Here is a 22509-nt window from a genome sequence, read left to right as displayed (position 1 = left end):
GATTGGAGTGAAAATGGATGGCTAAAAAAATGCCAGATGTTGGTGAATATAAATACGGCTTTTCTGATAAAGACGTTTCCATTTTCCGTTCAGAGCGCGGACTGACAAAAGAGATCGTTGAAGAAATTTCTCGTATGAAAGAAGAGCCTCAGTGGATGCTCGACTTCCGTTTGAAATCTCTTGAGCACTTTTACAACATGCCGATGCCACAATGGGGCGGAGATTTAAATGCATTAAACTTTGATGAAATTACGTACTACGTAAAGCCATCTGAGCGCTCTGAGCGTTCTTGGGATGAAGTACCAGAAGAAATCAAACAAACCTTTGATAAGCTTGGTATCCCAGAAGCAGAGCAAAAATATTTAGCAGGTGTATCTGCTCAGTATGAATCTGAAGTTGTGTATCACAACATGAAGCAAGATCTTGAAGATCTAGGAATTGTGTTTAAAGATACAGACAGCGCATTAAAAGAGAACGAAGACATCTTCCGTGAGCACTGGGCAAAAGTCATTCCTCCGACTGACAACAAATTTGCTGCGCTTAACTCGGCTGTATGGTCTGGTGGTTCATTTATCTACGTACCAAAAGGCGTAAAAGTAGATACTCCACTTCAAGCATACTTCCGTATCAACTCTGAAAACATGGGTCAGTTCGAGCGTACACTGATCATCGTTGACGAAGGCGCGCATGTGCATTACGTAGAAGGCTGTACAGCTCCAGTTTACACAACAAACTCACTTCACAGTGCGGTAGTTGAAATCATCGTCAAAAAAGGCGGCTACTGCCGTTATACAACGATTCAAAACTGGGCAAACAACGTCTTCAACCTTGTGACAAAACGTACGATTTGTGAAGAGAATGCAACAATGGAATGGATTGATGGAAACATCGGTTCTAAGCTGACAATGAAATACCCAGCGGTCATCCTAAAAGGTGAAGGCGCTCGTGGTATGACATTAAGTATTGCCCTAGCAGGTAAAGGTCAGCACCAAGATGCAGGTGCGAAAATGATTCACCTTGCACCAAACACATCTTCAACGATCGTATCGAAATCAATTTCGAAACAAGGCGGTAAAGTAACGTACCGTGGAATCGTTCACTTCGGACGCAAAGCAGAGGGTGCACGCTCAAACATCGAGTGTGATACACTCATCATGGATAACAAATCAACATCTGATACAATTCCTTACAATGAAATCTTAAACGACAACATTTCATTAGAGCACGAAGCGAAGGTATCGAAAGTATCAGAAGAGCAGCTATTCTACTTGATGAGCCGCGGAATTTCTGAAGAAGAAGCAACAGAAATGATCGTCATGGGCTTCATCGAGCCATTCACAAAAGAACTGCCAATGGAATACGCCGTTGAAATGAACCGCTTGATTAAGTTTGAAATGGAAGGTTCTATTGGTTAATAAAGAAACCTTTGTAAATATAGTTTTTTAAATTGTAGACGTGCCGATTTGATTTTATCTTTTAGTGTAGAAGACGAACTTTTGAAGTTCGTCTTCTTTTATTTTTTTCAATAATATAAAGATAATATCCGCTGTTGTTTTGATGGTTTTATGACACAAGCGATCTGATACATATTTAATGCTTGCACCTGATTCAAGCAGCAGGACAGCGTGTGTATGTCTGAAACCGTTAGTACCTTTATATTCAATACCTGCTTTTTTGCATTATTTTTGAATCATTTCCGAACAATTGAAGGTTTTATTTTGGGGAATGATACCATCATCATTTTTATGAATCTTTCATTTTGCTTCAATTTAAACTTTTTCAAAATCACGAATCAAATCACTATCAATTTTGCTTGTCCGTTATGATGAAGAATTTTTCAATGTTGTTAATTTCACATTATTGTTATAATCACGGCTGGTTTGCTTTTTGATGATTATCCTATCACCATTGATATCTTACCAAGTTAATGCCAATACTTCAGATATCCTTAATCATGTTTACAAGTAGGGGATTAAATCTGGCGGATGCTGCTTCCAATACTCCGCAAGCAATTCGGGGGGCCGTAAGGAACAGCAATCCGTTTCCTTCTACCGATTTGTCTGTACCTAAGGGAATGGTGGGGTTGACAAGTTGTGCATACAGCTCATTCTCTGTCAGCTGTCGGTTGAATTGACCGGAGGCTTGGAAGTAATTCAGTAGCAGTGCCAAGGCCCCGGCCACATGAGGTGTAGCCATCGAGGTACTGGATAACACCTTGTACGGATTGCTCGGATCCGAAACCAAATCGAGTGGGTATGCTGAAAGAATGTCCACCCCCGGAGCTGTCAGATCCACTTCGTTGTTGCTCGATAGGAAATCGGCCGCTTTGCCGGTAAAATCCACCGCACCGATCGTTCGGGCCATATATCATGTCAGCAGAACGTCCCATCATTACCATGTCGTTATCTACTGCCAAATATGAGCTGGAAATTCACAAAGCAATTCAGCAGGCTGTGGGACAAGGCATCATTGTTGTCTGTGCGGCCGGCAACGGCGGTCGTCCTGAATTCCGATACCCATCAGGACTCCTACAACGCCGCTATCATTCTTGGAAGCGGCAATGGTTCCCCCTATATGTGTTCCATGACCGTTATAGTCTTTATAGTTGTCAACAGCTCCGTTGTCATCGTCAGTGAAATTTCTCCCGCCGACAATTCTGTCTCGCAGGTCGGGATGTTTGGCATCACAGCCGGTATCGAGAATGGCGATGGTCACACCGCGGCCATAGCTACCATTTTCCCAAAACTGCGGGGCTTGGATCATCTGAACACCTTTGGGGATTTCCTTGATCGGCCGGCTCCTCTTCCGCTTGGAACGGTAGCAGTTTGACTGCCCCCTCAACCCAATTCGCTACTGACATATAGAATCACAACCTTTCCTTCAGTGTCATTGGTGAAACACTCTAAAATCGATTGTCTCCGCAAGCTCGGGAAGATCGATTAAAGGATTACGGTTTCCTTGGATGTCGAAAATCGCTTGGTTGCGATGCTTTTCGTACGAATGTTCAGGGGGGTCCTGTTTATGCCATTGAAGCAACATGTTCGTATCGATCTTGCCGCGAATATCCACATCGATGGCATAGGGATAACGCAGGAAGAAGTACAGCATCGCTCTGGCTACGAAACCCTTGCCATATTCCGGTTCGAAGACACCATTCTGCTCGCCGCTTCCGCCCTCGCCCTTTCCACATTCATTGCGAACCCATTCCGTACGGAATTCCTCCGGGTTGTAATCGGCGAAATCCTTATACACCTTGTTTCCTCTTCGGCTATTGCATGCTCTTTCACAGTAAAATAAGTGATGCATATCTCCTCTCATGGGCTCTTTCTCATGAAACCAAGACTGCGGAACCACGTGCTCGATGTCTGCAATATGCCCCGTAATTGTAGTTGCATCCGCTGTCAACTGCGTAAGACTCTCCTCAATAACAACTCTGGGCTCCGCCTCTTTTCCGGAATAAATGCTTCGCAAGGAGCCATCTGCATGCAAATCGACCCACGTTTTTAAATAATCATCGCTACTGGAATAGCGCACCTGTTTGCTGTGTGTGTTCTTCAACAACTCGGAGAGTTGCTGGAATAAGGCTTTGCCGTCCGTTTCATGGGGGGGATTCCTGCATAATAATTCTTGATGTCCTCTTCATCCCGTGCAGTATCATAATACGCTCGTTCCTCGGATCGGATTCGTCCCAAATTAGTTTCGAGCGTGGCGATCAGCGGCTCCCTAGTATGCACTATGCTTTCCTGCTCTTGCTGTGTGGTGGTTTCCACTCTGTTCTGACCTCCTTTGATGTGATTCTTGCTTAGTATCTTTACATAAATATAAATAAATTACTGGGAAAATGAGGGCTAGCTTTGATAGATAATACAATTGTTTACATATATCTTGTCGGGACTTTTGGCTGAAACTGATTATGTGCTTCCTAGAGGATGGAAAATAAACGGAGTTAATGGAGGAGAATATGGATGTCAAAACTAAACTATTACGGGAAGCACTCGAGGAATGAGGCTTTTGCTGTTTTCTTCGTGGTGCTTTTTTGAATTTTGGAAAGGGGAGTTAACATAGAAAAACAGGTATTTCGTAAAAGTAATCACATTGAAGCGAAACTTCAGGATCGGACATTCCATTTGGGGAAAATAAGTTGCGACTCGAGCTCTATTATTTGCCGAAAATAGCGAATTAATGAAATATTTACTGGCTCAAATTAAGGGGATAACATTGAGTTCCTAAGTTATAAAGCTCTGAACGCTTTTAATAATGTTTTAGGACGCTATAGGGCCCCCTTTATTGAAGGCAACCTGTTTTTTTCTATATTGCTGTCTATATTGGTTGTGCAAAAATGACAGTACTGTTTGGACTGGTGATAGAGTCACTGCACCTACAATAGCAACAATGCATAGAGCCTGTCGAACAACCAGTGAATTACAGCTACGGCTGATATTTGTTAAGATAAGGAGTAAAGGATAACCCGTAACATTGCTTGTATGGTTATCCTTTTCCTTAATTTTTTACTGTAAAGGAATAACTCTAAAATCACCATGCATTCCAGGTTGAGCGATGTTAATCGCAAATCCTCTACCTCTTGCAGGTCCGTCAAATCGAATGTGTATTTGCATACCATTCATTCCAGCATGTCTAGTTGCTTTTGCATAGAAATCTAAAACCGAAGGGAACCCGTTATTATCTGCTAAAGTTACTATAGGTGCTTCTGTGGAATTGGTTTCTATAAAAAATAACAAAGTGTTTCCCGATGCCCCAGAGGAATCCAGAGTAATTCGACGTGTTGTGAAAGTAGCCTGTCTCATCCAAGTTTCTTGCATTGTCGATTGTGGAGTTACTGCCGGACCAAATTGTGGAGCAAAAGTCTGGTCATAGAATCTATAACCAGGGGAGTAGTAATTCATTACATAACCTCTTTTCATAATTTGAGTATTTCTTGCAATATAAATATATGCCCGGATGTTTTCTAGGGTTACAGGTAAATGATACACAATTCGACGGAGAACCTGTCAATGATGTTACAGAAGTCAATGCTGATTCTGCTGATCTAAGAATTGCTGATGGTGTATCATTTAATCAAGATGAACCTAATTATGATGATCTAAATTGGTCATAGAACTCTGGTTGTCGCATCTTATCTTCTGTACTACTATATTGTGAATTTTTGAACTAAACGGGTGCGTTCATTGAAACAAGTATGGGTAATTTCCATCCCTCCAATAACATCATAATTATCATAAAAGCCATCATATTTTTCTTTGGACTCATTTTTCATTTGAGAGAGAATTCTTTAATCAAATTTTTTTCCAAACGAACATAAATACTTGCCACATTCAAATTAGTACTGTATAGTTCTAATTATGACAAAGGCTAAATTAATGAATCAAAAACGTGTGCTTGAAGTAGCTGCAACATTATTTTTGGAAAAAGGGTTTGCTTATACAAGTATGGATGAATTAGTTCGTGTAAGCAAAGTATCAAAGTCGAATGTGTATTATCACTTTTCTAATAAGGAGGAATTATTAGCAGGGGTCGTTGATTATTGGATTGACATGTATCAAGCTGCAATAGACGACGTAATTTCTCAGACCCAATTTTCAGTTGAAGATCGTATCCAATTGTTTTTAAAGCAATTATCAGAAGGAGTTCAGTCGAGAGAGTATAAGGGCGGCTGTCCATTTATTACTCTTTATATTCAAAGTCCTGCACAGGCCACGCAAATAAAAGAAAAAATAGGTCTTTTTTTCACAGGATTACAAAAGAAAGTTTCTCTATTGCTGAAACAAGGGGTAGAGAATGGAGAATTCAGAAATACGATTCATATTGATGAGGTGGCGTCACTTTTTATTACAAATCTTGAAGGAGCGTTATTTATTTCAGAAACATTGAAGGATGCTACTGTCATCTCGAAAACAGCAGATCATTTATTTAACTTGCTTCGATAAAGAAGCATTTTTTTTACATCAAATTAGTACTAATTAGTACTAAGAGGAGACTTTATATGAAAACAGTATTTTTAACAGGTGGAACAGGCTTTATTGGAAAGCAATTAGTCGAAGAATTAGCCAAAGAGGATGTGAACATTCTTCTTTTAGTGAGGTCGAAAAGTAAAGCAACACGTATTTTTCAAGAAAGAGGCATTTTAAAACAGGAAGTGATGCACTTTATTGAAGGTGATTTAACGAAAATAGATTTAGGTCTAAGTGCTAAAGATATGAAGATGGTGTTGAAAACAGATGTGCTGATTCACGCAGGAGGCCCCATGGATATTCAAGCGACAAGTAAAGAGGCAGCTTCTGTCTTTTTAAATGGCGCCAAATATATTGGTGAATTAGCTAAAAATATTCATCAATTGAAGGGCTTGCAGCAATTTATTCATGTTGTCGGTTATATGAGTCCCTTTGATGATGAAAATAGCAAAATTGCCATTGATGTGTTTAAAGAAGGAAACAATTATTTGAAAATCAAAAATCCATATGAGAGAACAAAATTTTTAGCAGACCTTTATATCCGTCAACAGGCGTCAGCACTAGGTTATCCGCTGTCTGTCATTAATCCGCCAACTGTCGTCGGCAGTAGTAAAACAGGGAGTACAGAGCAGATAGCAGGATTAGGTTTGCTTGTGAGTAGTATGCGAAGAGGGCTCATGCCGGTGATTCCTGGAGGTAAGGGATATAGGCTGCCACTGATTTCGAATGATGAGTTTGTGAAGTTTATTGTGCAGGTTTTCAGGATCGAGCAGCCGGCTATTCAAACATATACACTTGTTGAAGACAAAGAGAACGATCCGAACATTGCTGAATTATTAAGTGTGATGTCGGAAAGTATGAATATGAGAGCACCAAAAATCTCTGTCCCATTGCCGCTTATGAGAACAATAATGAAAAGTGGAGTAAGTAAAATAACAAACATTCCTTCTGATGGACTCAATTTTATGACAAAACGAACATTTTCAAATGCTTCAGTGAAAAAAATGATGGGAGAAGATTGGTTTAAGAAGACGAGTGTCATGAACTTTTTCCCTGCCGTAGTAGCTGATCTGGATTATCGCATGATGAATCAACATGGTGAGCATTATCATGTATTTGAGCGAACATTATGCGATAACAACACCCTTTACCAATTACAAGGAGAAGGGGAACCGTTTATTTTATTACATGGTTTATTGAGTGATGGAGAGGATTTATTTCCTTTAGCGCAAGAGCTTCATGAAAAAACGGGTCAATCTGTATGGATCTTGGATCTTCCTGGCTTGGGACGATCTCCTTTTAAACGAGAGAAAAACCTTCTAGATATCTACTTGAATGTAGTGAAAAAGTTATTGGAGAAAGCGACAAATGGTGCACATCTCATTGGTCATTCTTTCGGTGCGTTTATCTTACTAGAAGCATTGGGACAAGGGTACATAGGTAAGAAGTATTCAATCACTTTACTTCAGCCGCCTGTTGCTAAAAAAAATGCTAAATCGCTAAATGTTCCACAATGGATGAACAAATGGACATTAAAATTGGCAACTTCTAAAATGATAGAGCGTTATTTATTAAGTAATGGTTTGTTTGAAAGCACGGAGAGCATCCCGGAACATTATATTGAAAAAATTAGAAACAGCTTTACGTCTCCTAGAATTTTAAATACGACGGTTCAGCTTAACCAGTTACTATTGAAAAACGATCACGGTGATTTCAATGAAGCAACAAAGCATAATCTTCACATGATTTGGGGGGAGTATGACAAAGGCTATTCTGCTCCATCGCATCTTGGTAAGGTTGATTTAGTTCCGTATGGCCATCATTTTCCTCTTAGCCATCCGAGTGAAACGGCAGTATTGGTTATAAAAAATAATCTTACTAGCAGATGAGAGTGTGGGGGGAAGTAAAAAGTATGTAGTCAGATCGTTGTGTCTTCCAAATATAATAGTACTGTTTGGGGGTAGTTGTTTTATCTTAGCTTGATGGTGATGTGGGAACACCTACAAAACACCAACAAACTTATGACGGCTTATCATTTTATATGATTTATAGTGGAAAATGGAGTTTGAATCAAAAAAATAGAAACAAAAAAACGCATAGGAGCTTATGCGTTTTTATTTGTTCCATAGTATACCGTCATTTAAATCGAGCTCAAATACTTTCAGGAATAGTTTTAACAAGTGATCACATTCTTCTTTGCCACCACAATACTCAGGAGAAAGTGCAACTGTTATCAAATCCCATTTATACAAATTTTTCAGGTAGGTTAACGATTCCATCACTTCTTGATCCGACTTTATTTTTGGGTCACGATCGTAAAATTCTTCTTCATTAAAGAAGTCCAAATCGAGATTGAGTATTAGTGAATTGTTGTGGACATATGGTTCTACTTCCCCAAGTAAGATTGAATCTTTTAATTCCTTAATAGAGTGAACTCTAATACCTTCGTAAATGCGTCCCGCTACATTTTCTCTGGTCCACTCCTCGAAAGGGTCACTACGTGAAAAATCAGAAACGTAGATAATATTGTTGATTGTTTCACGCCCAAATGCGGGCCAGATGAACGTAAAATTTTGTATAGATTTATCAGTAAAGGATTTTATATTTTCTAGGCCTTCAATATCTATGTATTCGGGATTATCTTGTAAAACAGAAGGCACATCATCTAAATGGGCATCCACATGAAAAAGGGTCGCATTAGGCATAATTAAACCTTCTTCTTTTGCTAATTCCCAAATATAAAATGCCCATTTGTGCTGATCCATTAAAAAAATTTTCTTTTCCGGAAAGTATATCTTATTCAAGTCTCTCACTGGCTATCACCTCGTAATAGAGAGCTTCTACCTCAGCCCTTTTTTGATTCAAAAAACAGTTTAGGTTGTTCTAGGTAGAGAGTTACAACAACTGTACCTCTGTTATGGTAGCACGATTTATTATATTTTTCTTTATTTTTAAATGTTGAATTTATTTTAAGAATCTCTTAGGTTTTTATTTATACCAACATCTAAAAATTCCGAAGTGCTAACTTTATCTTTATATATCAATTAGTATTAATATATGATTTGTTAAATCAATATTAAAAAGGCGAACCACTAAAGTTCGCCTTTTCTCACTCTTTTTAACTACTATGATGTCAGTTACTTCGCCATATGCATTGTGCTTGTTTTCGATTTATCATCAACCTTCCCATATGTCAGCTGACGCCAAATAAACTCCATCGGACCATATTTAAACCGCTTTAACCATAGCGTACTGAAGAGCACTAGGAAGACATAAACCCCTAGCCCAATCATGAACGTGCCAGCTGGCTGAAGATGATCGACAAGCCCCGCTCCATATTTTAGAAATAGCATTGTGCCAATGATGGAGTGAAGCAAATAACAGGTCAGTGACATGCGTCCGACTTTGGTAAAGACCATCAAAGCACCTCGCAGCTGAGGGACGTGAAGAAACAGCATCGCAAGTGTACTCATATAGAACATACTGCCTGTTAATCCGCCGTTTTGTTCAAGGGCAGAGGCTATATTCATCCAGAGCGTATTTTCAAAAGGATTGACCGCTGCTATGATCGTGCTGCTCTGTGTAATCAGAAATGCAATTGTGAAAATGATCCAAATGCGATTCCAAATCGCTTTTTTCGCCTCCATGTTTTTGAAAAACTTCATTTTCACAAAATACACACCAAGTAAAAACATGAAGAACATAGAATAGACGGTGGAAAAAGAACTGGAAGCCATTGTGACCATATCTGTCCACCGATCACTAATTGATGTTAAATAAGTCAGACTGTTGTGGCTGGTCAACTCGAAATCAGTAAAATCCAGCTTGCCTGATGATGTTGTGTCCATGGTATTGAACAGCATCGTGAAAATAGGTGTGAGCAATTGAATCACAAAGAGTGTGATGAGCCAGTATAGGATGGTTTTGGCTGTGCGTTTGTAAAAGAAAAGCAAAAAAAAGCCAGCGACTGCATAATAGGCCAAAATGTCACCAATCCAAACAAAGGTCAAATGCAGAAGGCCAAATCCTAAGAGAATGGTTAATCTGCGGGCAAACAGCTTGTTCGGACTGTCTACCTTCTGAGCAGCTCGGTCCATAAAAATCATAAAACCAACCCCGAATAGAAAGGAAAACAGTGTAATGAATTTCCCCGAGGCAAACCAATTCACCACATTGTGAAAGACATCATTTGACTGTATGTCAAATCCCTTGGCCGAATCCACGATCAAAAAGTAATTGACTAGAATAATCCCCATTAAGGCGAATCCTCGTACGATGTCCAAGAAATGAACCCTTTCTCGCAGACTCATCGGTTGTCCGTGTGCTACTTTGTTTGCATTCATATCCATGCTCCTTTTCTTGTTATGATAAATGTCATTCGGATCAATTCATTGATCCTTACAATGAATCAATATACGGCCCAATTCTTAACAATTTATGAAGATCCAATTTTTTGAAAATAAATGTGACAAATTGATGGCGTATGCTCAAATTCATAAACTGTTAAGGTTTATGCTGTATCTTTTCACATAGCTAGATGATATATAGTAAAGACATAAAAGAAAGAGCAACACATTACATGAGGTGAGAGACATGACCCATCGAATATTAGTCGTAGAAGATGATCAGGATATTGGTGACCTTCTGCAGGAATCCCTTTCACGTGCAGGATATGAGGTGCTAAGAGCGATGAATGGCGAGCAAGCATTGAAGCTTGTGGAGGATTCACTCGATTTGGTGATTTTAGATGTGATGATGCCAGGGCTTTCAGGCATCGAAACGTGCCAGCACATAAGAGCCTCATCAAACGTCCCAATTCTATTTCTGACAGCCAAGTCGAGCACATTCGATAAAACTGAAGGATTACTTGCCGGTGGGGATGATTATATGACAAAGCCCTTCTCAGAAGAGGAGCTTCATGCTAGAGTCATTGCACAATTACGCAGGTATACCGTCTATCAGGAAAAAAAGGAGCAGGAAGAGACCTTTCTTGTTGGGGGCAAGCTAAGGGTGAGCGAAGAATTTAATGAAGTGTGGAAAGAAAATCAACAACTCAAGCTGTCTGATTTAGAATATCGTATGTTGAAGCTGCTTATGAGCAGACGAAACAAAATCTTTTCAGCACAAAATATTTATGAGAGTGTATGGGGGCAGCCCTATTTCTATTGTTCCAATAATACGGTGATGGTGCATATTCGAAAGCTTCGTGCCAAAATTGAAGATGATCCTGCGCGCCCTGTATATATCAAAACTGAATGGGGAAGAGGATATCGATTTGGCACATCGTAAATATACACTGGCCAAAAAGCTGGCGCTGTTGATTTTAGCTGCTGCAATCGTAAGTGGTATTGTCTTTTTGACGCTGCAAAAGATCACCAATGATTTAATTGATGGATATTTGAGTTCGGACGAGTATTACGAGCAGGAGTCAGCCAAGTATATTCAAAAATTCAGCCGCTACGTGTCTGAGAATGAGCTGTATTCAACGGATCGAATAGCGTTTGGCGAGTGGGTGAAAAAAGAGAATTACATTAATTTGACTATCTTCAAGGATGAGGTGCTACAATATGACTCCATCTATTCGGCTGCCGATGAATCGGCGTACGGAAAAGAAAGAATGACCCAGTACGCTAAGCATCATTCGTATCCGGTTCAGTTTAGCGACGGTAAAGGCCGCGTCATGGTGGACGGATTCTATTCATCTCGCTACCACGATCTTGCCTTTACACTCGAGCTGCTCGGGGCAACGCTTATATTTCTCCTCATTGTTCTTCTCGGCATTCGCAAAAGTCTGCGCTACCTGCAAATGATTCATCAAGAGATTCATATTCTTGAAGGCGGAGAGCTGGACTATGAGATGACGGTAAAAGGGCATGATGAATTAGCGATGATTGCCAAAAGTATTGAGGATCTGCGAAAAGCCTTTTTGGACAAGCTTCAAGCCATTGATGAGCTGCAAGAAGAGAGCCGCAGCTTGGTCACTGAAATGTCCCATGATATGAGAACACCGCTGACGTCGCTGATGATGAATCTGGAGTTTGCGAAAAAAGAGGAGACTGGAGCGGATAGCCGTAAAGATCAATATATAGCGAGTGCCTACGGGAAAGCACTGCAATTAAAAAATCTGTCTGACAATCTGTTTGCCTATTTTTTGCTGGATAAAGAACATGAATCTGAGCTTGAGACCGTTGCAGTCAAAGAGGTGGTTTACGATCTCCTGTCAGATCAGGTGGCCATCCTGCATCAAGAGAACTTTAAGGTTCATCTTTTAGGAGAGCTGCCTGACAGCTATATCAATGTGAATGTTGAGCTGCTTGGCCGAGTATTTGATAATGTGATGTCCAATATACGGAAATACGCAGATCCTAAAAAGGATATCAATCTCACGTTTTTATCCGATCAAGAAATCTTTGAGATCCATGTCAGCAATGTGATAAAAGAGACAAAGGTCACGCCGGAAAGCAATGGACTTGGTGAACGAAGCATCAAACGAATGATGACCCGCATGAACGGGCAGTTTGAAAGTATAGAAAGGAACGGTGTTTACTACATCGTGCTGCGATTTTGGAACATCAAAATGTAGAAAACAAATGAATATACTGGAATGGAGAGACAACTCAATGAAACGATTCAACAACTTCCAAAAGATACCTGATCTCTTACAAGGCCTTCTCAATATCTGTCTGTTCTTTTTGGCCATCGCTTTAAGCGTTCTCTTAATCAGTGAAACATGGTACATTGTTCAATTTGTTTATAAGACACTATTCAACAAAGGAGAAAGCTATTATGGAATGCTTGGGGAACTGCTGATCTTCTTTATGTACTTTGAGTTTATTGCCTTAATTATTAAATACTTTAAATCCAACTTTCATTTTCCGCTTCGCTATTTTATTTATATAGGGATCACAGCTGTCATCCGTTTGATTATTATTGATCATGAAGAGGCGGTATCGACGTTCTGGTGGGCGCTGGCCATACTTGCTATGACCTGTGCACTCTTTATCGCGAGCAAAAGAGATGCTGCTCAAGAGCATGAGGAAGTGAAATGAGGAAAGAAGGCGAACGGTGGACGTTCGTCTTTTTCGTTAGATAATTGATCATGGTCTATCTGTATTTGATCAGTCCGATATATGGAGTGAGCAAATCATGAATTCTTTCTCCTACACACCTTTGTCTGCAAATTCAAAGAGATAACAGAGAAGCCAGGTTTTGTAGGATAATAATTCCTATAAAAAAACACCAATAAATGAAATGCTGCTAAAGATCACAACATTCACTTATCGGTGTTTTTTACTTTATGGATTATATAGCACCCTCATAATAAGCATAGAGTCCAGAGCTTCCTTTAAAATACCATTTCATTCCGTATGCTGTGAAAGAGTTTGCAAAAATAGCTGTGTCGGAATACATACATAAGTAAGGCTTGTTTGAGTTGCGAAATTTCCGTAAGATATCTGCGGGACAGGGCGTCTCGAAATTGCTTGTACGAGCAACGCCATCTGAACTTTTTGCTGGTGAAGATGAAGTAGCATTTGCTGCTGGAACATACGAAGAAAGAAGTAACCCAAAAGAAAGAGCGACACCTGTCATTGTTTTTTTCCAATTCATTATGATCATTCCCCTTCCAAAATTTGTATTTGTTACAATTCCATTATAGGAAAATAGATGTCGGCAAAAAAGAGACGAAAGAATTATATTTTCCACAATATGTCATTTAGTGGTTAGGAGATTATCATCTGTTATTTTTATATTTTACATTGACACCATCTTTTTCTATGATAAAATCAAATTGTGATAATGAGAATCGTTATCAAACGAAATGACTACATATAGAATGGATAGGTGAGGTACATGTTCAAAAAATCTTTCTGGTCATTGCTAGTTGTGCTCTCCATCGTTTTACTTGCAGCTTGCGGCAGCAATAGCAGTAACGGTAAGTCAGATAGTAAAGAGAAAACAAGAACCGTTGAAAGCGCTATCGGTTCAACTGAAATTAAAGGATCGCCTAAACGTGTGGTGACACTGTACCAAGGAGCAACGGATGCAGCAGTCGCTATGGGCATTAAACCAGTGGGTGTTGTTGAATCATGGCTTGAAGCACCTACGTATAAATATTTAAGAGATGACTTAAAGGATGTTAAAATTGTTGGGCAGGAAACACAGCCAAATTTAGAGGAAATTGAAAAGCTCAATCCTGATTTGATCATTGCATCGAAAATCCGCCACGAGCAAATTTTTGATCAGCTGAAAGAAATCGCTCCAACTGTTGCAACAGAAACAGTGTTCACTTTTAAAGACACAGTGAAATTAATGGGTGAAGCATTAAACAAGCAAGACAAATCAAAAGAATTACTGACGAAGTGGGATGACCGCGTCGCTGACTTCAAAGAAAAAGCGAAAAAAGACATCAAAAACTGGCCAATGAGTGTGTCTGTGGTGAACTTCCGTGCAGACCATGCTAGAATCTATCAAACTGGTTTCGCAGGGTCGATTTTAACAGAGCTAGGCTTTCAAGGACCTAAGAATGTCAAAGATAAAAAGCAAGACATTATTACACTTACAGACAAAGAGAGCATTCCGCAAATGGATGCAGATGTGATCTATTACTTCATGGATGATCAAGATAAGGCGGTTGAGAAAGCATATAAAGAGTGGACGAGTCATCCTTTATGGAAGCAGCTTGACGCAGTGAAAGCGAAACAAGTGCATAAAGTAGATGAAATCACTTGGAACATGGGCGGCGGTATTATCGCTGCAAACATGATGCTTGATGATATTTACGATCGTCTAGGAATTGATAAATAAGTCATAACAGAGGAGAAAATGTGAACATACCATTTTCTCCTTTTTTCCATAACAGATTGAAAGCGGGAATCAGATGAGAAGTTTATTAAAAAAGGATTCAAGCAAGGCACTGCTTTTTGCTGGATTCATTGTGTTGATGTTGGTCTTTTTTATGCTCAGTATTTCCCTTGGGCAAACCTCAATTTCCCTCAAAGCCACCATCCATGCTTTTCTTCAATTTGATGAATCGGATCCAAACAGTGTCATTGTCATGACATCCAGATTATCAAGAGCTTTAATCGCAACGGTCGTTGGATCTAGTCTGGCGATTTCAGGTGCACTCATGCAGGCATTGACAAGAAATCCGCTTGCGGCGCCTGATTTATTAGGAATTAATGCAGGTGGACTATTTTTTATCGTGATATCGATTGTCTTCTTTTCAACAGAGTCGTTAACAAGCTATATGTGGACAGCCTTTCTAGGCGCAGCGATTGCAGGGATGCTCGTTTTTCTATTGGGTTCCATTGGAAGAGATGGATTGACCCCGGTCAAAATTGTCCTTGCAGGAGCGGCGATATCTGCCCTGTTTGCGTCTTTTACACAAGGTCTTTTAATCGTGAATGAACAGTCAATTCAAAGTATTTTGTTCTGGATGGCTGGTTCAGTGTCTGGAAGAAGCATTGATATGTTAATCCCTGTGTTACCTTATATTCTCGGTGCGACTATTGTGGCGCTGCTTCTAGGACGTTCTATTAATGTTCTTTTGTCGGGAGATGATATTGCCAAAGGACTTGGCCAGCGTACATTGCTGCTGAAAATCACGATGGGTGTACTCGTCGTCTTTTTAGCAGGTGGTTCGGTCGCTGTTGCCGGTTCAATTGGTTTTGTTGGTTTTCTTGTGCCGCATATTGTGAAAAAGCTTGTCGGGCCTGACCATCGCTGGGTACTGCCGTATTGTGCCGTTGTGGGGGCGTCGCTTTTACTTGCCGCGGATCTGGCGGCTCGTTTTCTGATCATGCCGCAGGAAGTGCCGATTGGTGTCATGACGGCGGTAGCAGGAGCGCCTCTATTTGTTTATCTCGTGCGCAAGGGGTTGAAGACAGGTGGCTAAAACATATACAGTGCGTTCTAAAGGCGGGCGCATTTCATTTCAATTTTCAAAGCGGACGTTTTTGATTTTACTTTTATTGACGGCCATTGCCTTTTGTTTATTTATTCTTAGTCTCAGTATGGGAAGCAGGTTCATTCAGCCGGTGGATGTGCTGCTTCATTTAATCGGTCAGGGGGAGGGAAATTCCTTTGTGTTAAATACGCTGAGGATTCCACGAACGCTGCTGGCTGTCTTAGTCGGAGCTGCGCTTGCAGTATCAGGGCTTATTTTGCAAGGATTGATCCGCAACCCGCTGGCATCACCTGACATCATTGGGATTACGAGTGGTGCTTCGTTTGGTGCGATTATGTTCATCGTCTTTTGGATGGGTACTGTGCCCATTGCTTATCAATCCTTATGGGCGATTGCCGGTGCTTTTGCGGTATCGTGCCTGATCTATTTGCTTTCATGGAAAAAAGGGGTCAAACCGATCACACTTGTTCTAATGGGGATTGGGATTTCTGCCATTATGAAGGCATGTGTGACATTTACTCTTGTTCTTAGTGATACGATGACAACGACAAAGTCATATATCTGGCTGACGGGCAGTTTATATGGTACTACGATGAAAGACGTCACTGCGATGCTTCCTTGGGTGATGATTATTTTACCGATTGTCATGGTGTTAGCAAGAACGATGAATGTAAAAGAACTTGGAGATGATCTGGCAACAGGTCTCGGGGTAAAAGTGCAGGCGAAACGATTATTCTTTCTCCTGATGAGTGTGACATTGGCTGGTGTTGCAGTCGCATTTGCAGGCGGCATTGAATTTGTTGGACTCATGGCGCCGCACGTCGCACGGATGATCATTGGACGTTCATTCATAGCGCTTGTCCCAGCATCTGCGCTTGTTGGGAGTATTCTCGTGATGCTGGCTGATCTTGTGGCTAGAACAGCATTTCTACCGTTAGATGTCCCAGCAGGTGTATTTACGGCGGCCATTGGTGCACCGTTCTTTATTTATTTGTTATATCAACAGCGCAATCGATAAACAGAAGATGGGGGTTTTGAAATGAGGCCAGAGTGGGTTGAGAGAGAATTACTTGATTTCGGGGTACACATCACAAATGGACCAATGACATCTGATCGCACACTTGCTGCGCTTTTTTCAGAAGCAGCCGTCATACGTTTATTAGAAGCTGAAAAGGAAGCGATGCATGCACCCAATCTTGCGGTAGCAGCATCTATGTTTTCAAAGCGGTATGCCTATTTAGCCGTCAGTTCCTCTTTATATTTGATGACGCTGTATGACGGTGTCTATCAGTTTCCACCAGCAGCATGTGCATTTAGAAAGGATCGAAAAATTGAAATTGATGAGGCGGCGTGTTCGTTTGTTCCACTAGAAGGAGATCGGCATGAGTGGAGAGAGAAGGTAGTGCGTGTGCTGTTCACGGAGTGTGTCACGCCTCTTTTAGACGTGCTGAACCGCACATCAAAACTCTCTTATCGTATTTTATGGGAAAATGTAGCGGTTCGAATCAACTCTCTTTATCGAAGCATGATGCGGGAAGCGGAAGAACCTGCGGTGAAGCAGCGCGTGCGGGAGGATTATCTGTACCTGAAGCAGGCGGCTGGGGATGTATTTGGAGCTCAGCAAAATCCATTTCAGCACAGTTTAAACCTAGACGACAGCTTACTTGAAACATCCAACCGGAAAACCTGCTGTATGTATTATAAGCTTGAGAAAAAATCAGAGAGTCTTGATTATTGTCTTGTTTGTCCTCTTGAAAAAAAGAAAGGCACTGCTTGCTCGTAGCAGTGCCTCAGCGTGTAGGAAAACCCTCGCATTCTTTGTCAGGTCTGTGCTCCGATGCTCACGAATGTCAAATTCGCTCCGCTTCGGTGCTCGCCCTTCCTAGACTGCAAAGGTTTTCTATCACACTGAAAAGAAGACAAAGGGATAAAACCAAGATCATTTTATCCCTTTGTCAACAATATGTGGCACTGCTTGTTTATAGCAGTGCCTTTTTTTATTCCCAAATCTCACTTGCCCATTCAGGATGATCGATAAAAGGGTTGCGGTTGTGCTGATACGTTTGATATATGATCTCATTGCGGTTCCGTTCGAGTTGATCGACTGGATCCTGCTTGTGCCATTTGAGAAGCACAGACATTTTGCCGTGAAGAGGGGAGCTTCCATTATTCACTTTGTCGTTTAATTCTAAATCTGGAAAGCGGTCATCACCCTCGTAGCGAACCGCCATATAAAAGAGCATTCTCGCAACATCTCCTTTGACCCTGCTGTGAGGTTCGAATGAGTCGCTGTCGTAGAAATTGCCCGGCGCCCCTTTGTATTCATTACCGCCTGTATCAAAATCTAAATTTCCACGTGTGCTGTTCGTTTGCACATCTGTCGCACGAAGGTGGTGAATATCTGTCCCAGGCCCTTGGCTTGTCCCAAAATTGCCATGAGACTTGGCCCAGACATGCTCTCTGTTCCACTGGCCGACATTTCCACCATTCGCTTGCTTTGAGCGGGAGGCACCACTATAAAGCAGCAGCACATTGTTTGGGTTATTGGGGTCTTCATCTGTTTTCTTTAATGCATCCCAAACCTGGCTGTAGGATAGCTGCGTATGATCATCAATGATATCGTGTAAAGCCTTTTTAAGAGCGGGTCCTGATTTGCCAGCAGCAGATTGGTAATAGGAATCGATTTGACTTGTGGCGGCAGTTTGCGTTTGTTGAGCAGATGTTTCGTTTTGAAGCTGGAACGGGGAAAAGGTGATCGTTTGACTTGGTTCATTCAGCGTGAAGGCTTGAGCATTTGCAGCTGGAGGCAGTGGGGCGGCGAATGTGCCGAATATCATGATTCCGGCGGCCACAGTTCCAAATAAAGTTCTTTTCATTCGATTTCCTCCTTGATAGGGAATGTATTCTCTTTATTTCTATCATATTGTTATGAAGAAATAAATGGATTTATCGTAAATTTTATGTAATAAGTTCGTAGGAAAAGAGATTGCTATTTTAGGAGCATTCCTGTATAAGTGGGCTTATAAGGATGGACAGCAAGGGAGAGAGAGGATGGATAACGTGAAAGAACTGCAAACACCTTCAAGAACGATAATGACACCGGGGCCCGTAGAAGTAGACCCGAGAGTGCTCCGTGTGATGAGCACCCCTATTCTCGGTCAATTTGATCCAGCATTTACACACATAATGAACGAAACAATGACCTTATTGCGGTCACTTTTTCAAACAGAAAACAAATGGGCTTATCCAATTGACGGTACGTCCCGTTCAGGGCTTGAAGCTGTGCTCGCCAGTGTGATTGAGCCGGGAGATTCGATGCTTGTGCCTGTCTTTGGACGCTTCGGTCACCTGCTCATTGAAATAGGGCAGCGCTACGGTGCTGAGGTACATACTATGGAATGTGAATGGGGGACGGTTTTTGATCCTGCCGACATCATCCAAGAAATAAAGCAGGTCAAGCCTAAAATCGTTGCCATGGTTCATGGTGAAACATCCACCGGACGATTGCAGCCGCTCAAGCAAATCGGTGAAGCATGCCGAGCTCTTGATGCGCTGTTCATTGTAGACGCTGTGGCAACCATTGGCGGTGTCGAGGTAAAAGTGGACGAATGGAAAATTGATGCGGCGATTGGCGGCACGCAGAAATGTTTATCTGTTCCATCAGGCATGTCACCTATTACATATAATGACCGAGTCGCAGCTGTCATTGAATCGAGAAAGAAAGTAGAAAAAGGGATAGCGACACAGGATGAATTACAAAAACAGATCGATATTTCTCCAATCAAAAGCAATTATTTTGATTTAAGCCAGCTTCAGGATTATTGGAGCCCAAGACGATTAAATCATCATACAGAAGCGACAACGATGCTCTATGCACTGCGAGAAGGGGTTCGTCTTGTGCTGGAAGAAGGGCTGTCTGAACGTTTTCAAAGACACGCGTATCATGAAAAAGCCTTGATGAAAGGTCTTGAAGCGATGGGGCTTGAATTGTTTGGTGATCCAGATTGTAAAATGCCGGTTGTGACCTGTGTTGTCATTCCAAGCGGTATTGACGGAGAAGCGGTCCGTGCCGACCTGCTTCATCATTTTGGAATTGAGATTGCAAGCTCCTTTGGACCGCTTGCTGGCCGTATATGGAGAATTGGGACAATGGGCTACAGCTGCCGAAAGGAAAATGTGCTGTTTGTTTTAGCGGGGCTGGAAGCGATCCTCATCAAACACGGTGCGTCTATCCATTGCGGAGCAGGGCTTCAGGCGGCTCTTTCTATCTATGAACAAGCTGAATAGATACATCATACTCGCCATTGGCGGGTATTTTTTATTTGGAAAAGAACACTATTTTTTGAAAAACTAGACTTATAGACGGAGATATCGCTATACTGAAGTAGTTCTCATCATTTTTTTATTTTGCAGAAAGAGGTTTTTTGTATGAAGAAGATGGGCAGATTATACATTTTGATGCTCAATATTTTTATTGCCATGCTTGGCTTTGGCCTCATTGTACCTGTTATGCCGAGTTACATCGAAGCCTTTGGCGCAACAGGAAAAACACTCGGTTTTCTTGTCGCTGCAACAGGTTTTACACAATTTGCGTTATCGCCGGTTGCCGGGGCACTGACCGATCGATTTGGACGAAGAAAATTGATCATTGCTGGGATTGCGGGTTTTACGATTGCTCAGTTTATTTTTGCTTTTGCTGATCAGCTTTGGATGCTGTTTGTGTCTCGATTTTTAGGCGGTGCTGCCGGGGCTTTACTCATGCCGGCCATGTTTGCATACATCGCTGATATCACAAGTGAAAAGGACCGAGGGAAAGGAATGGGTCTATTCAGTGCAGCGATGACACTAGGTTTTGTCATTGGGCCGGGCGTAGGCGGTTATTTGGTTGAGTACGGGATCGCTTTTCCATTTCTCATTGCCGGTTCCTTTGCTGCTCTTTCTACTTTGTTATCCATCCTTTTCTTACCTGAAACATTAACAAAGGAAAAGCAGGAAGAGGCGCGGCTCAACAAGAATATTCATTTCAATCCTTTTGTGCAAATGATCGAGGCCCTAAGGACATCGTACGGCTTTTTGTTTATATTGGCCTTTGTCCTCAATTTCGGAATCATTCATTTTGAATCGATTTTTGGCTTATATGTAGACCAAAAACACGGATTTTCACCGAAGGATATTGCCTTTGTGATTACGGTTGCGGGTCTTGCTGGAGTCCTTGTCCAAGGTGCGTTAGTGAATGCCTGTGTGAAACGATTTGGGGAGATGAGAGTCGTGCGTTATGCGCTGTTAGGTGCGGCTTTCATGCTGATCGCCTGTCGTTTTGCGCCGTCCTTTTGGTTGATTTTTACAGGTTCGATTTTATTTTTATCGGCTACGTCATTTGTCCGTCCAGCGCTCAATACATTGCTGTCCAAGATGGCAGGCAATCAGCAAGGGGTAGCAGGCGGCCTCAATACATCCTTTATGAGCCTTGCCAACATCGTCGGACCGAGTCTTGCGGGTATATTATTTGATGTGAATATTGAGTTTCCTTTTATGTTTGGAACACTGGTGCTTTGCGTAAGTTTCGCTGCATCCATCGTGTGGGGGAAAAAAGTGCAGCATGCTTATGCAGCGCAAGGAAGATTGTAGTTGATCTACAATCTTTTTTATTGAATGAAATGCATTTAGAAAAATTCCAATTAAAAATAGTAGATGTTTTATAGTTTATGTAAATGAATAGTATAGTTTATCAATATTTAAACCTTTTACTGAGAAAGAATCCATCTATTTAGGTCTTTGAGAATATACATTTTGTGTAAAAATTGATTGATTGGTTTTTTCTGCAATGTTAACATCAATCTCGACAGCATGAGGTAACTGAGATAATCAAGAAAAAAGGGGATAGGAAATGAAGAAGTTTATGTTTTTTGTTATATTTTTTATCGTCACCATGTTTAGTACAGCGGTGCCATCAGCAGTTCATGCGGCAGAAATTGATCATGACAAGGTAGTTGGTTTTAGAGAAGTCAATCCAACAACTGTTACACAAAAAGCGGCGAAAAAATTTCAGCCTTATTTGAAAGTATGGCATGGATGTGTACCATTCCCAGCTGTAGATGCTGCTGGAAACACAAGCAGGGGGTTAAAAACGAGCGGTTCACATAATGGGGGATGCAGCAGTAATATCGGTCAAGTATATTCACGTTCAGATTGGTACAATGGCAGCTGGGCGATTATGTATGCTTGGTATTTCCCAAAAGATAATCCTTCACCGGGCTTTGGTCATCGTCATGACTGGGAATCCATTGTCGTTTGGATTGACAACCCAGCTGTAGCCAACCCGCGTGTTCAATCGATTGCTTACTCAGGTCATGGTCAATATAAGAAAGCAGCACCGAGTGCCGCAAGTATTTTAGGAACAAATCCTTTGGTTGGTTATGATAGCAACTGGCCATTGAACCACGAGCTGGATGTAAGCGGCAATGTGAGCGGGAAAGGAATGCAGCCTTTAATTGGCTGGGATGATCTAACGCCGGCAGCAAGACATGCATTGAATACAACAGACTTTGGAAGTGCAAACGTACCTTTCAAAGATAGTAATTTTAAAAACAATTTAGCAAAAGCGTGGTATCGATAAGGGTTAACCATGATAAA

At 41.3% G+C, this 22509-nt stretch carries 22 protein-coding genes; 14 read left to right on the top strand and 8 right to left on the bottom strand.

What is annotated here, in order from left to right; translation table 11 throughout:
• Window positions 1-17: 17 nt before the first annotated feature.
• Entirely contained in the window at window positions 18-1415 is a 1398-nt protein-coding gene (sufB, locus tag ACP69X_RS00990; RefSeq protein ID WP_017368012.1) for a Fe-S cluster assembly protein SufB, read from the top strand.
• A 523-nt stretch (window positions 1416-1938) separates the two neighbouring features.
• Here sufB and ACP69X_RS00985 read toward each other — a convergent pair.
• The 4 genes from ACP69X_RS00985 to ACP69X_RS00970 form a co-directional block, all read right to left on the bottom strand.
• Window positions 1939-2364, bottom strand: coding sequence for a S8 family serine peptidase (locus tag ACP69X_RS00985; RefSeq protein ID WP_426052337.1), 426 nt, complete (start codon window positions 2362-2364; stop codon window positions 1939-1941).
• Between the two features lie 102 nt (window positions 2365-2466).
• A complete protein-coding gene (locus ACP69X_RS00980; RefSeq protein WP_370333432.1) occupies window positions 2467-2763 on the bottom strand; it encodes a S8 family serine peptidase in 297 nt (98 codons plus the stop codon).
• A gap of 123 nt (window positions 2764-2886) precedes the next feature.
• Window positions 2887-3561: an endonuclease I family protein gene (locus tag ACP69X_RS00975; protein WP_426052336.1), complete on the bottom strand. Its 675-nt coding sequence runs from the start codon at window positions 3559-3561 to the stop codon at window positions 2887-2889.
• A 947-nt stretch (window positions 3562-4508) separates the two neighbouring features.
• Complete coding sequence (locus ACP69X_RS00970) at window positions 4509-4904, bottom strand: hypothetical protein (RefSeq protein WP_305960643.1); 396 nt, start codon at window positions 4902-4904, stop codon at window positions 4509-4511.
• Window positions 4905-5378: 474 nt separating this feature from the next.
• Here ACP69X_RS00970 and ACP69X_RS00965 point away from each other — a divergent pair, with 474 nt between their 5' ends.
• Both ACP69X_RS00965 and ACP69X_RS00960 read left to right on the top strand, forming a co-directional pair.
• Window positions 5379-5945, top strand: a complete 567-nt coding sequence (locus ACP69X_RS00965) for a TetR/AcrR family transcriptional regulator (protein ID WP_411242645.1) — start codon at window positions 5379-5381, stop codon at window positions 5943-5945.
• 56 nt (window positions 5946-6001) lie between these two features.
• Window positions 6002-7858 (top strand): alpha/beta fold hydrolase, encoded by a 1857-nt coding sequence (locus ACP69X_RS00960; protein ID WP_426052335.1) that lies wholly within the window; start codon window positions 6002-6004, stop codon window positions 7856-7858.
• Between the two features lie 225 nt (window positions 7859-8083).
• Here ACP69X_RS00960 and ACP69X_RS00955 read toward each other — a convergent pair whose 3' ends face one another.
• Together ACP69X_RS00955 and ACP69X_RS00950 are read right to left on the bottom strand one after the other, a co-directional pair.
• Window positions 8084-8782, bottom strand: a complete 699-nt coding sequence (locus ACP69X_RS00955) for a UPF0489 family protein (RefSeq protein WP_172881537.1) — start codon at window positions 8780-8782, stop codon at window positions 8084-8086.
• A 324-nt stretch (window positions 8783-9106) separates the two neighbouring features.
• Complete coding sequence (locus ACP69X_RS00950) at window positions 9107-10312, bottom strand: DUF418 domain-containing protein (protein WP_426052334.1); 1206 nt, start codon at window positions 10310-10312, stop codon at window positions 9107-9109.
• Between the two features lie 250 nt (window positions 10313-10562).
• Between ACP69X_RS00950 and ACP69X_RS00945 the strand changes: the two genes are divergently transcribed.
• Genes ACP69X_RS00945 through psiE form a run of 3 tightly spaced genes read left to right on the top strand, consistent with a single transcriptional unit; the run spans window position 10563 to window position 13018 of the window.
• A complete protein-coding gene (locus tag ACP69X_RS00945; protein ID WP_426052333.1) occupies window positions 10563-11258 on the top strand; it encodes a response regulator transcription factor in 696 nt (231 codons plus the stop codon).
• The gene (locus tag ACP69X_RS00940) at window positions 11245-12552 is read left to right on the top strand and encodes a HAMP domain-containing sensor histidine kinase (protein WP_426052332.1); all 1308 of its coding nucleotides are present in this window, start codon (window positions 11245-11247) and stop codon (window positions 12550-12552) included. Before ACP69X_RS00945 ends, ACP69X_RS00940 begins: the two co-directional genes overlap by 14 nt.
• A 37-nt stretch (window positions 12553-12589) precedes the next feature.
• Entirely contained in the window at window positions 12590-13018 is a 429-nt protein-coding gene (gene psiE, locus ACP69X_RS00935; RefSeq protein WP_039181241.1) for a phosphate-starvation-inducible protein PsiE, read from the top strand.
• Window positions 13019-13271: 253 nt separating this feature from the next.
• On the opposite strand, the gene ACP69X_RS00930 is transcribed toward psiE, so the two are convergent.
• The gene (locus ACP69X_RS00930; protein WP_117616635.1) at window positions 13272-13379 is read right to left on the bottom strand and encodes an LCI fold-containing protein; all 108 of its coding nucleotides are present in this window, start codon (window positions 13377-13379) and stop codon (window positions 13272-13274) included.
• A 67-nt stretch (window positions 13380-13446) separates the two neighbouring features.
• On the opposite strand from ACP69X_RS00930, the gene ACP69X_RS00925 reads away from it, so the two are divergent.
• The 5 genes from ACP69X_RS00925 (at window position 13447) to ACP69X_RS00905 (ending at window position 17659) form a co-directional block, all read left to right on the top strand.
• On the top strand, window positions 13447-13626 hold the full coding sequence (locus tag ACP69X_RS00925; RefSeq protein ID WP_041088371.1) for a hypothetical protein: 180 nt from the start codon (window positions 13447-13449) through the stop codon (window positions 13624-13626).
• Window positions 13627-13820: 194 nt separating this feature from the next.
• Window positions 13821-14774: an ABC transporter substrate-binding protein gene (locus tag ACP69X_RS00920; protein ID WP_269102444.1), complete on the top strand. Its 954-nt coding sequence runs from the start codon at window positions 13821-13823 to the stop codon at window positions 14772-14774.
• A gap of 73 nt (window positions 14775-14847) precedes the next feature.
• Window positions 14848-15864 carry a FecCD family ABC transporter permease gene (locus tag ACP69X_RS00915; RefSeq protein ID WP_034623828.1) on the top strand — a complete coding sequence of 339 codons (1017 nt, stop codon included), beginning with the start codon at window positions 14848-14850 and terminating at the stop codon, window positions 15862-15864.
• The gene (locus tag ACP69X_RS00910) at window positions 15857-16894 is read left to right on the top strand and encodes a FecCD family ABC transporter permease (protein WP_041088377.1); all 1038 of its coding nucleotides are present in this window, start codon (window positions 15857-15859) and stop codon (window positions 16892-16894) included. Before ACP69X_RS00915 ends, ACP69X_RS00910 begins: the two co-directional genes overlap by 8 nt.
• A 21-nt stretch (window positions 16895-16915) precedes the next feature.
• Window positions 16916-17659 carry an IucA/IucC family C-terminal-domain containing protein gene (locus tag ACP69X_RS00905; protein WP_426052331.1) on the top strand — a complete coding sequence of 248 codons (744 nt, stop codon included), beginning with the start codon at window positions 16916-16918 and terminating at the stop codon, window positions 17657-17659.
• A gap of 214 nt (window positions 17660-17873) precedes the next feature.
• Here the strand turns inward: ACP69X_RS00905 and ACP69X_RS00900 are convergent, their stop codons facing one another.
• Window positions 17874-18752: an endonuclease I family protein gene (locus tag ACP69X_RS00900; RefSeq protein ID WP_041088381.1), complete on the bottom strand. Its 879-nt coding sequence runs from the start codon at window positions 18750-18752 to the stop codon at window positions 17874-17876.
• Between the two features lie 175 nt (window positions 18753-18927).
• Here ACP69X_RS00900 and ACP69X_RS00895 point away from each other — a divergent pair, with 175 nt between their 5' ends.
• From ACP69X_RS00895 to ACP69X_RS00885, 3 genes are all read left to right on the top strand, one after another.
• Window positions 18928-20163, top strand: a complete 1236-nt coding sequence (locus ACP69X_RS00895; protein ID WP_073979063.1) for a pyridoxal-phosphate-dependent aminotransferase family protein — start codon at window positions 18928-18930, stop codon at window positions 20161-20163.
• 141 nt (window positions 20164-20304) lie between these two features.
• On the top strand, window positions 20305-21504 hold the full coding sequence (locus ACP69X_RS00890) for a tetracycline resistance MFS efflux pump (protein WP_041088385.1): 1200 nt from the start codon (window positions 20305-20307) through the stop codon (window positions 21502-21504).
• Window positions 21505-21763: 259 nt separating this feature from the next.
• On the top strand, window positions 21764-22492 hold the full coding sequence (locus tag ACP69X_RS00885; protein WP_073979064.1) for an NPP1 family protein: 729 nt from the start codon (window positions 21764-21766) through the stop codon (window positions 22490-22492).
• Window positions 22493-22509 lie beyond the last annotated feature (17 nt).

It is taken from the genome of Bacillus sp. DC4300-2b2 (assembly GCF_049895685.1).
GTDB classification, from domain to species: Bacteria; Bacillota; Bacilli; order Bacillales; family Bacillaceae; genus Bacillus; species Bacillus safensis.
The sequence above is the reverse complement of the archived record's forward strand: the minus strand, read 5'-3'. Positions and strand labels throughout refer to the sequence as shown.

Excerpts from the sequence above, each read along its gene's own strand:
- sufB (WP_017368012.1), top strand. The coding sequence starts at position 18 with ATGGCTAAAAAAATGCCAGATGTTGGTGAATATAAATACGGCTTTTCT.
- ACP69X_RS00985 (WP_426052337.1), bottom strand. The coding sequence starts at position 2,364 with ATGGCCCGAACGATCGGTGCGGTGGATTTTACCGGCAAAGCGGCCGAT.
- ACP69X_RS00980 (WP_370333432.1), bottom strand. The coding sequence starts at position 2,763 with ATGATCCAAGCCCCGCAGTTTTGGGAAAATGGTAGCTATGGCCGCGGT.
- ACP69X_RS00970 (WP_305960643.1), bottom strand. The coding sequence starts at position 4,904 with ATGAATTACTACTCCCCTGGTTATAGATTCTATGACCAGACTTTTGCT.
- ACP69X_RS00965 (WP_411242645.1), top strand. The coding sequence starts at position 5,379 with ATGAATCAAAAACGTGTGCTTGAAGTAGCTGCAACATTATTTTTGGAA.
- ACP69X_RS00960 (WP_426052335.1), top strand. The coding sequence starts at position 6,002 with ATGAAAACAGTATTTTTAACAGGTGGAACAGGCTTTATTGGAAAGCAA.
- ACP69X_RS00950 (WP_426052334.1), bottom strand. The coding sequence starts at position 10,312 with ATGAATGCAAACAAAGTAGCACACGGACAACCGATGAGTCTGCGAGAA.
- ACP69X_RS00945 (WP_426052333.1), top strand. The coding sequence starts at position 10,563 with ATGACCCATCGAATATTAGTCGTAGAAGATGATCAGGATATTGGTGAC.
- psiE (WP_039181241.1), top strand. The coding sequence starts at position 12,590 with ATGAAACGATTCAACAACTTCCAAAAGATACCTGATCTCTTACAAGGC.
- ACP69X_RS00930 (WP_117616635.1), bottom strand. The coding sequence starts at position 13,379 with ATGTATTCCGACACAGCTATTTTTGCAAACTCTTTCACAGCATACGGA.
- ACP69X_RS00920 (WP_269102444.1), top strand. The coding sequence starts at position 13,821 with ATGTTCAAAAAATCTTTCTGGTCATTGCTAGTTGTGCTCTCCATCGTT.
- ACP69X_RS00915 (WP_034623828.1), top strand. The coding sequence starts at position 14,848 with ATGAGAAGTTTATTAAAAAAGGATTCAAGCAAGGCACTGCTTTTTGCT.
- ACP69X_RS00905 (WP_426052331.1), top strand. The coding sequence starts at position 16,916 with ATGAGGCCAGAGTGGGTTGAGAGAGAATTACTTGATTTCGGGGTACAC.
- ACP69X_RS00900 (WP_041088381.1), bottom strand. The coding sequence starts at position 18,752 with ATGAAAAGAACTTTATTTGGAACTGTGGCCGCCGGAATCATGATATTC.
- ACP69X_RS00895 (WP_073979063.1), top strand. The coding sequence starts at position 18,928 with ATGGATAACGTGAAAGAACTGCAAACACCTTCAAGAACGATAATGACA.
- ACP69X_RS00890 (WP_041088385.1), top strand. The coding sequence starts at position 20,305 with ATGAAGAAGATGGGCAGATTATACATTTTGATGCTCAATATTTTTATT.
- ACP69X_RS00885 (WP_073979064.1), top strand. The coding sequence starts at position 21,764 with ATGAAGAAGTTTATGTTTTTTGTTATATTTTTTATCGTCACCATGTTT.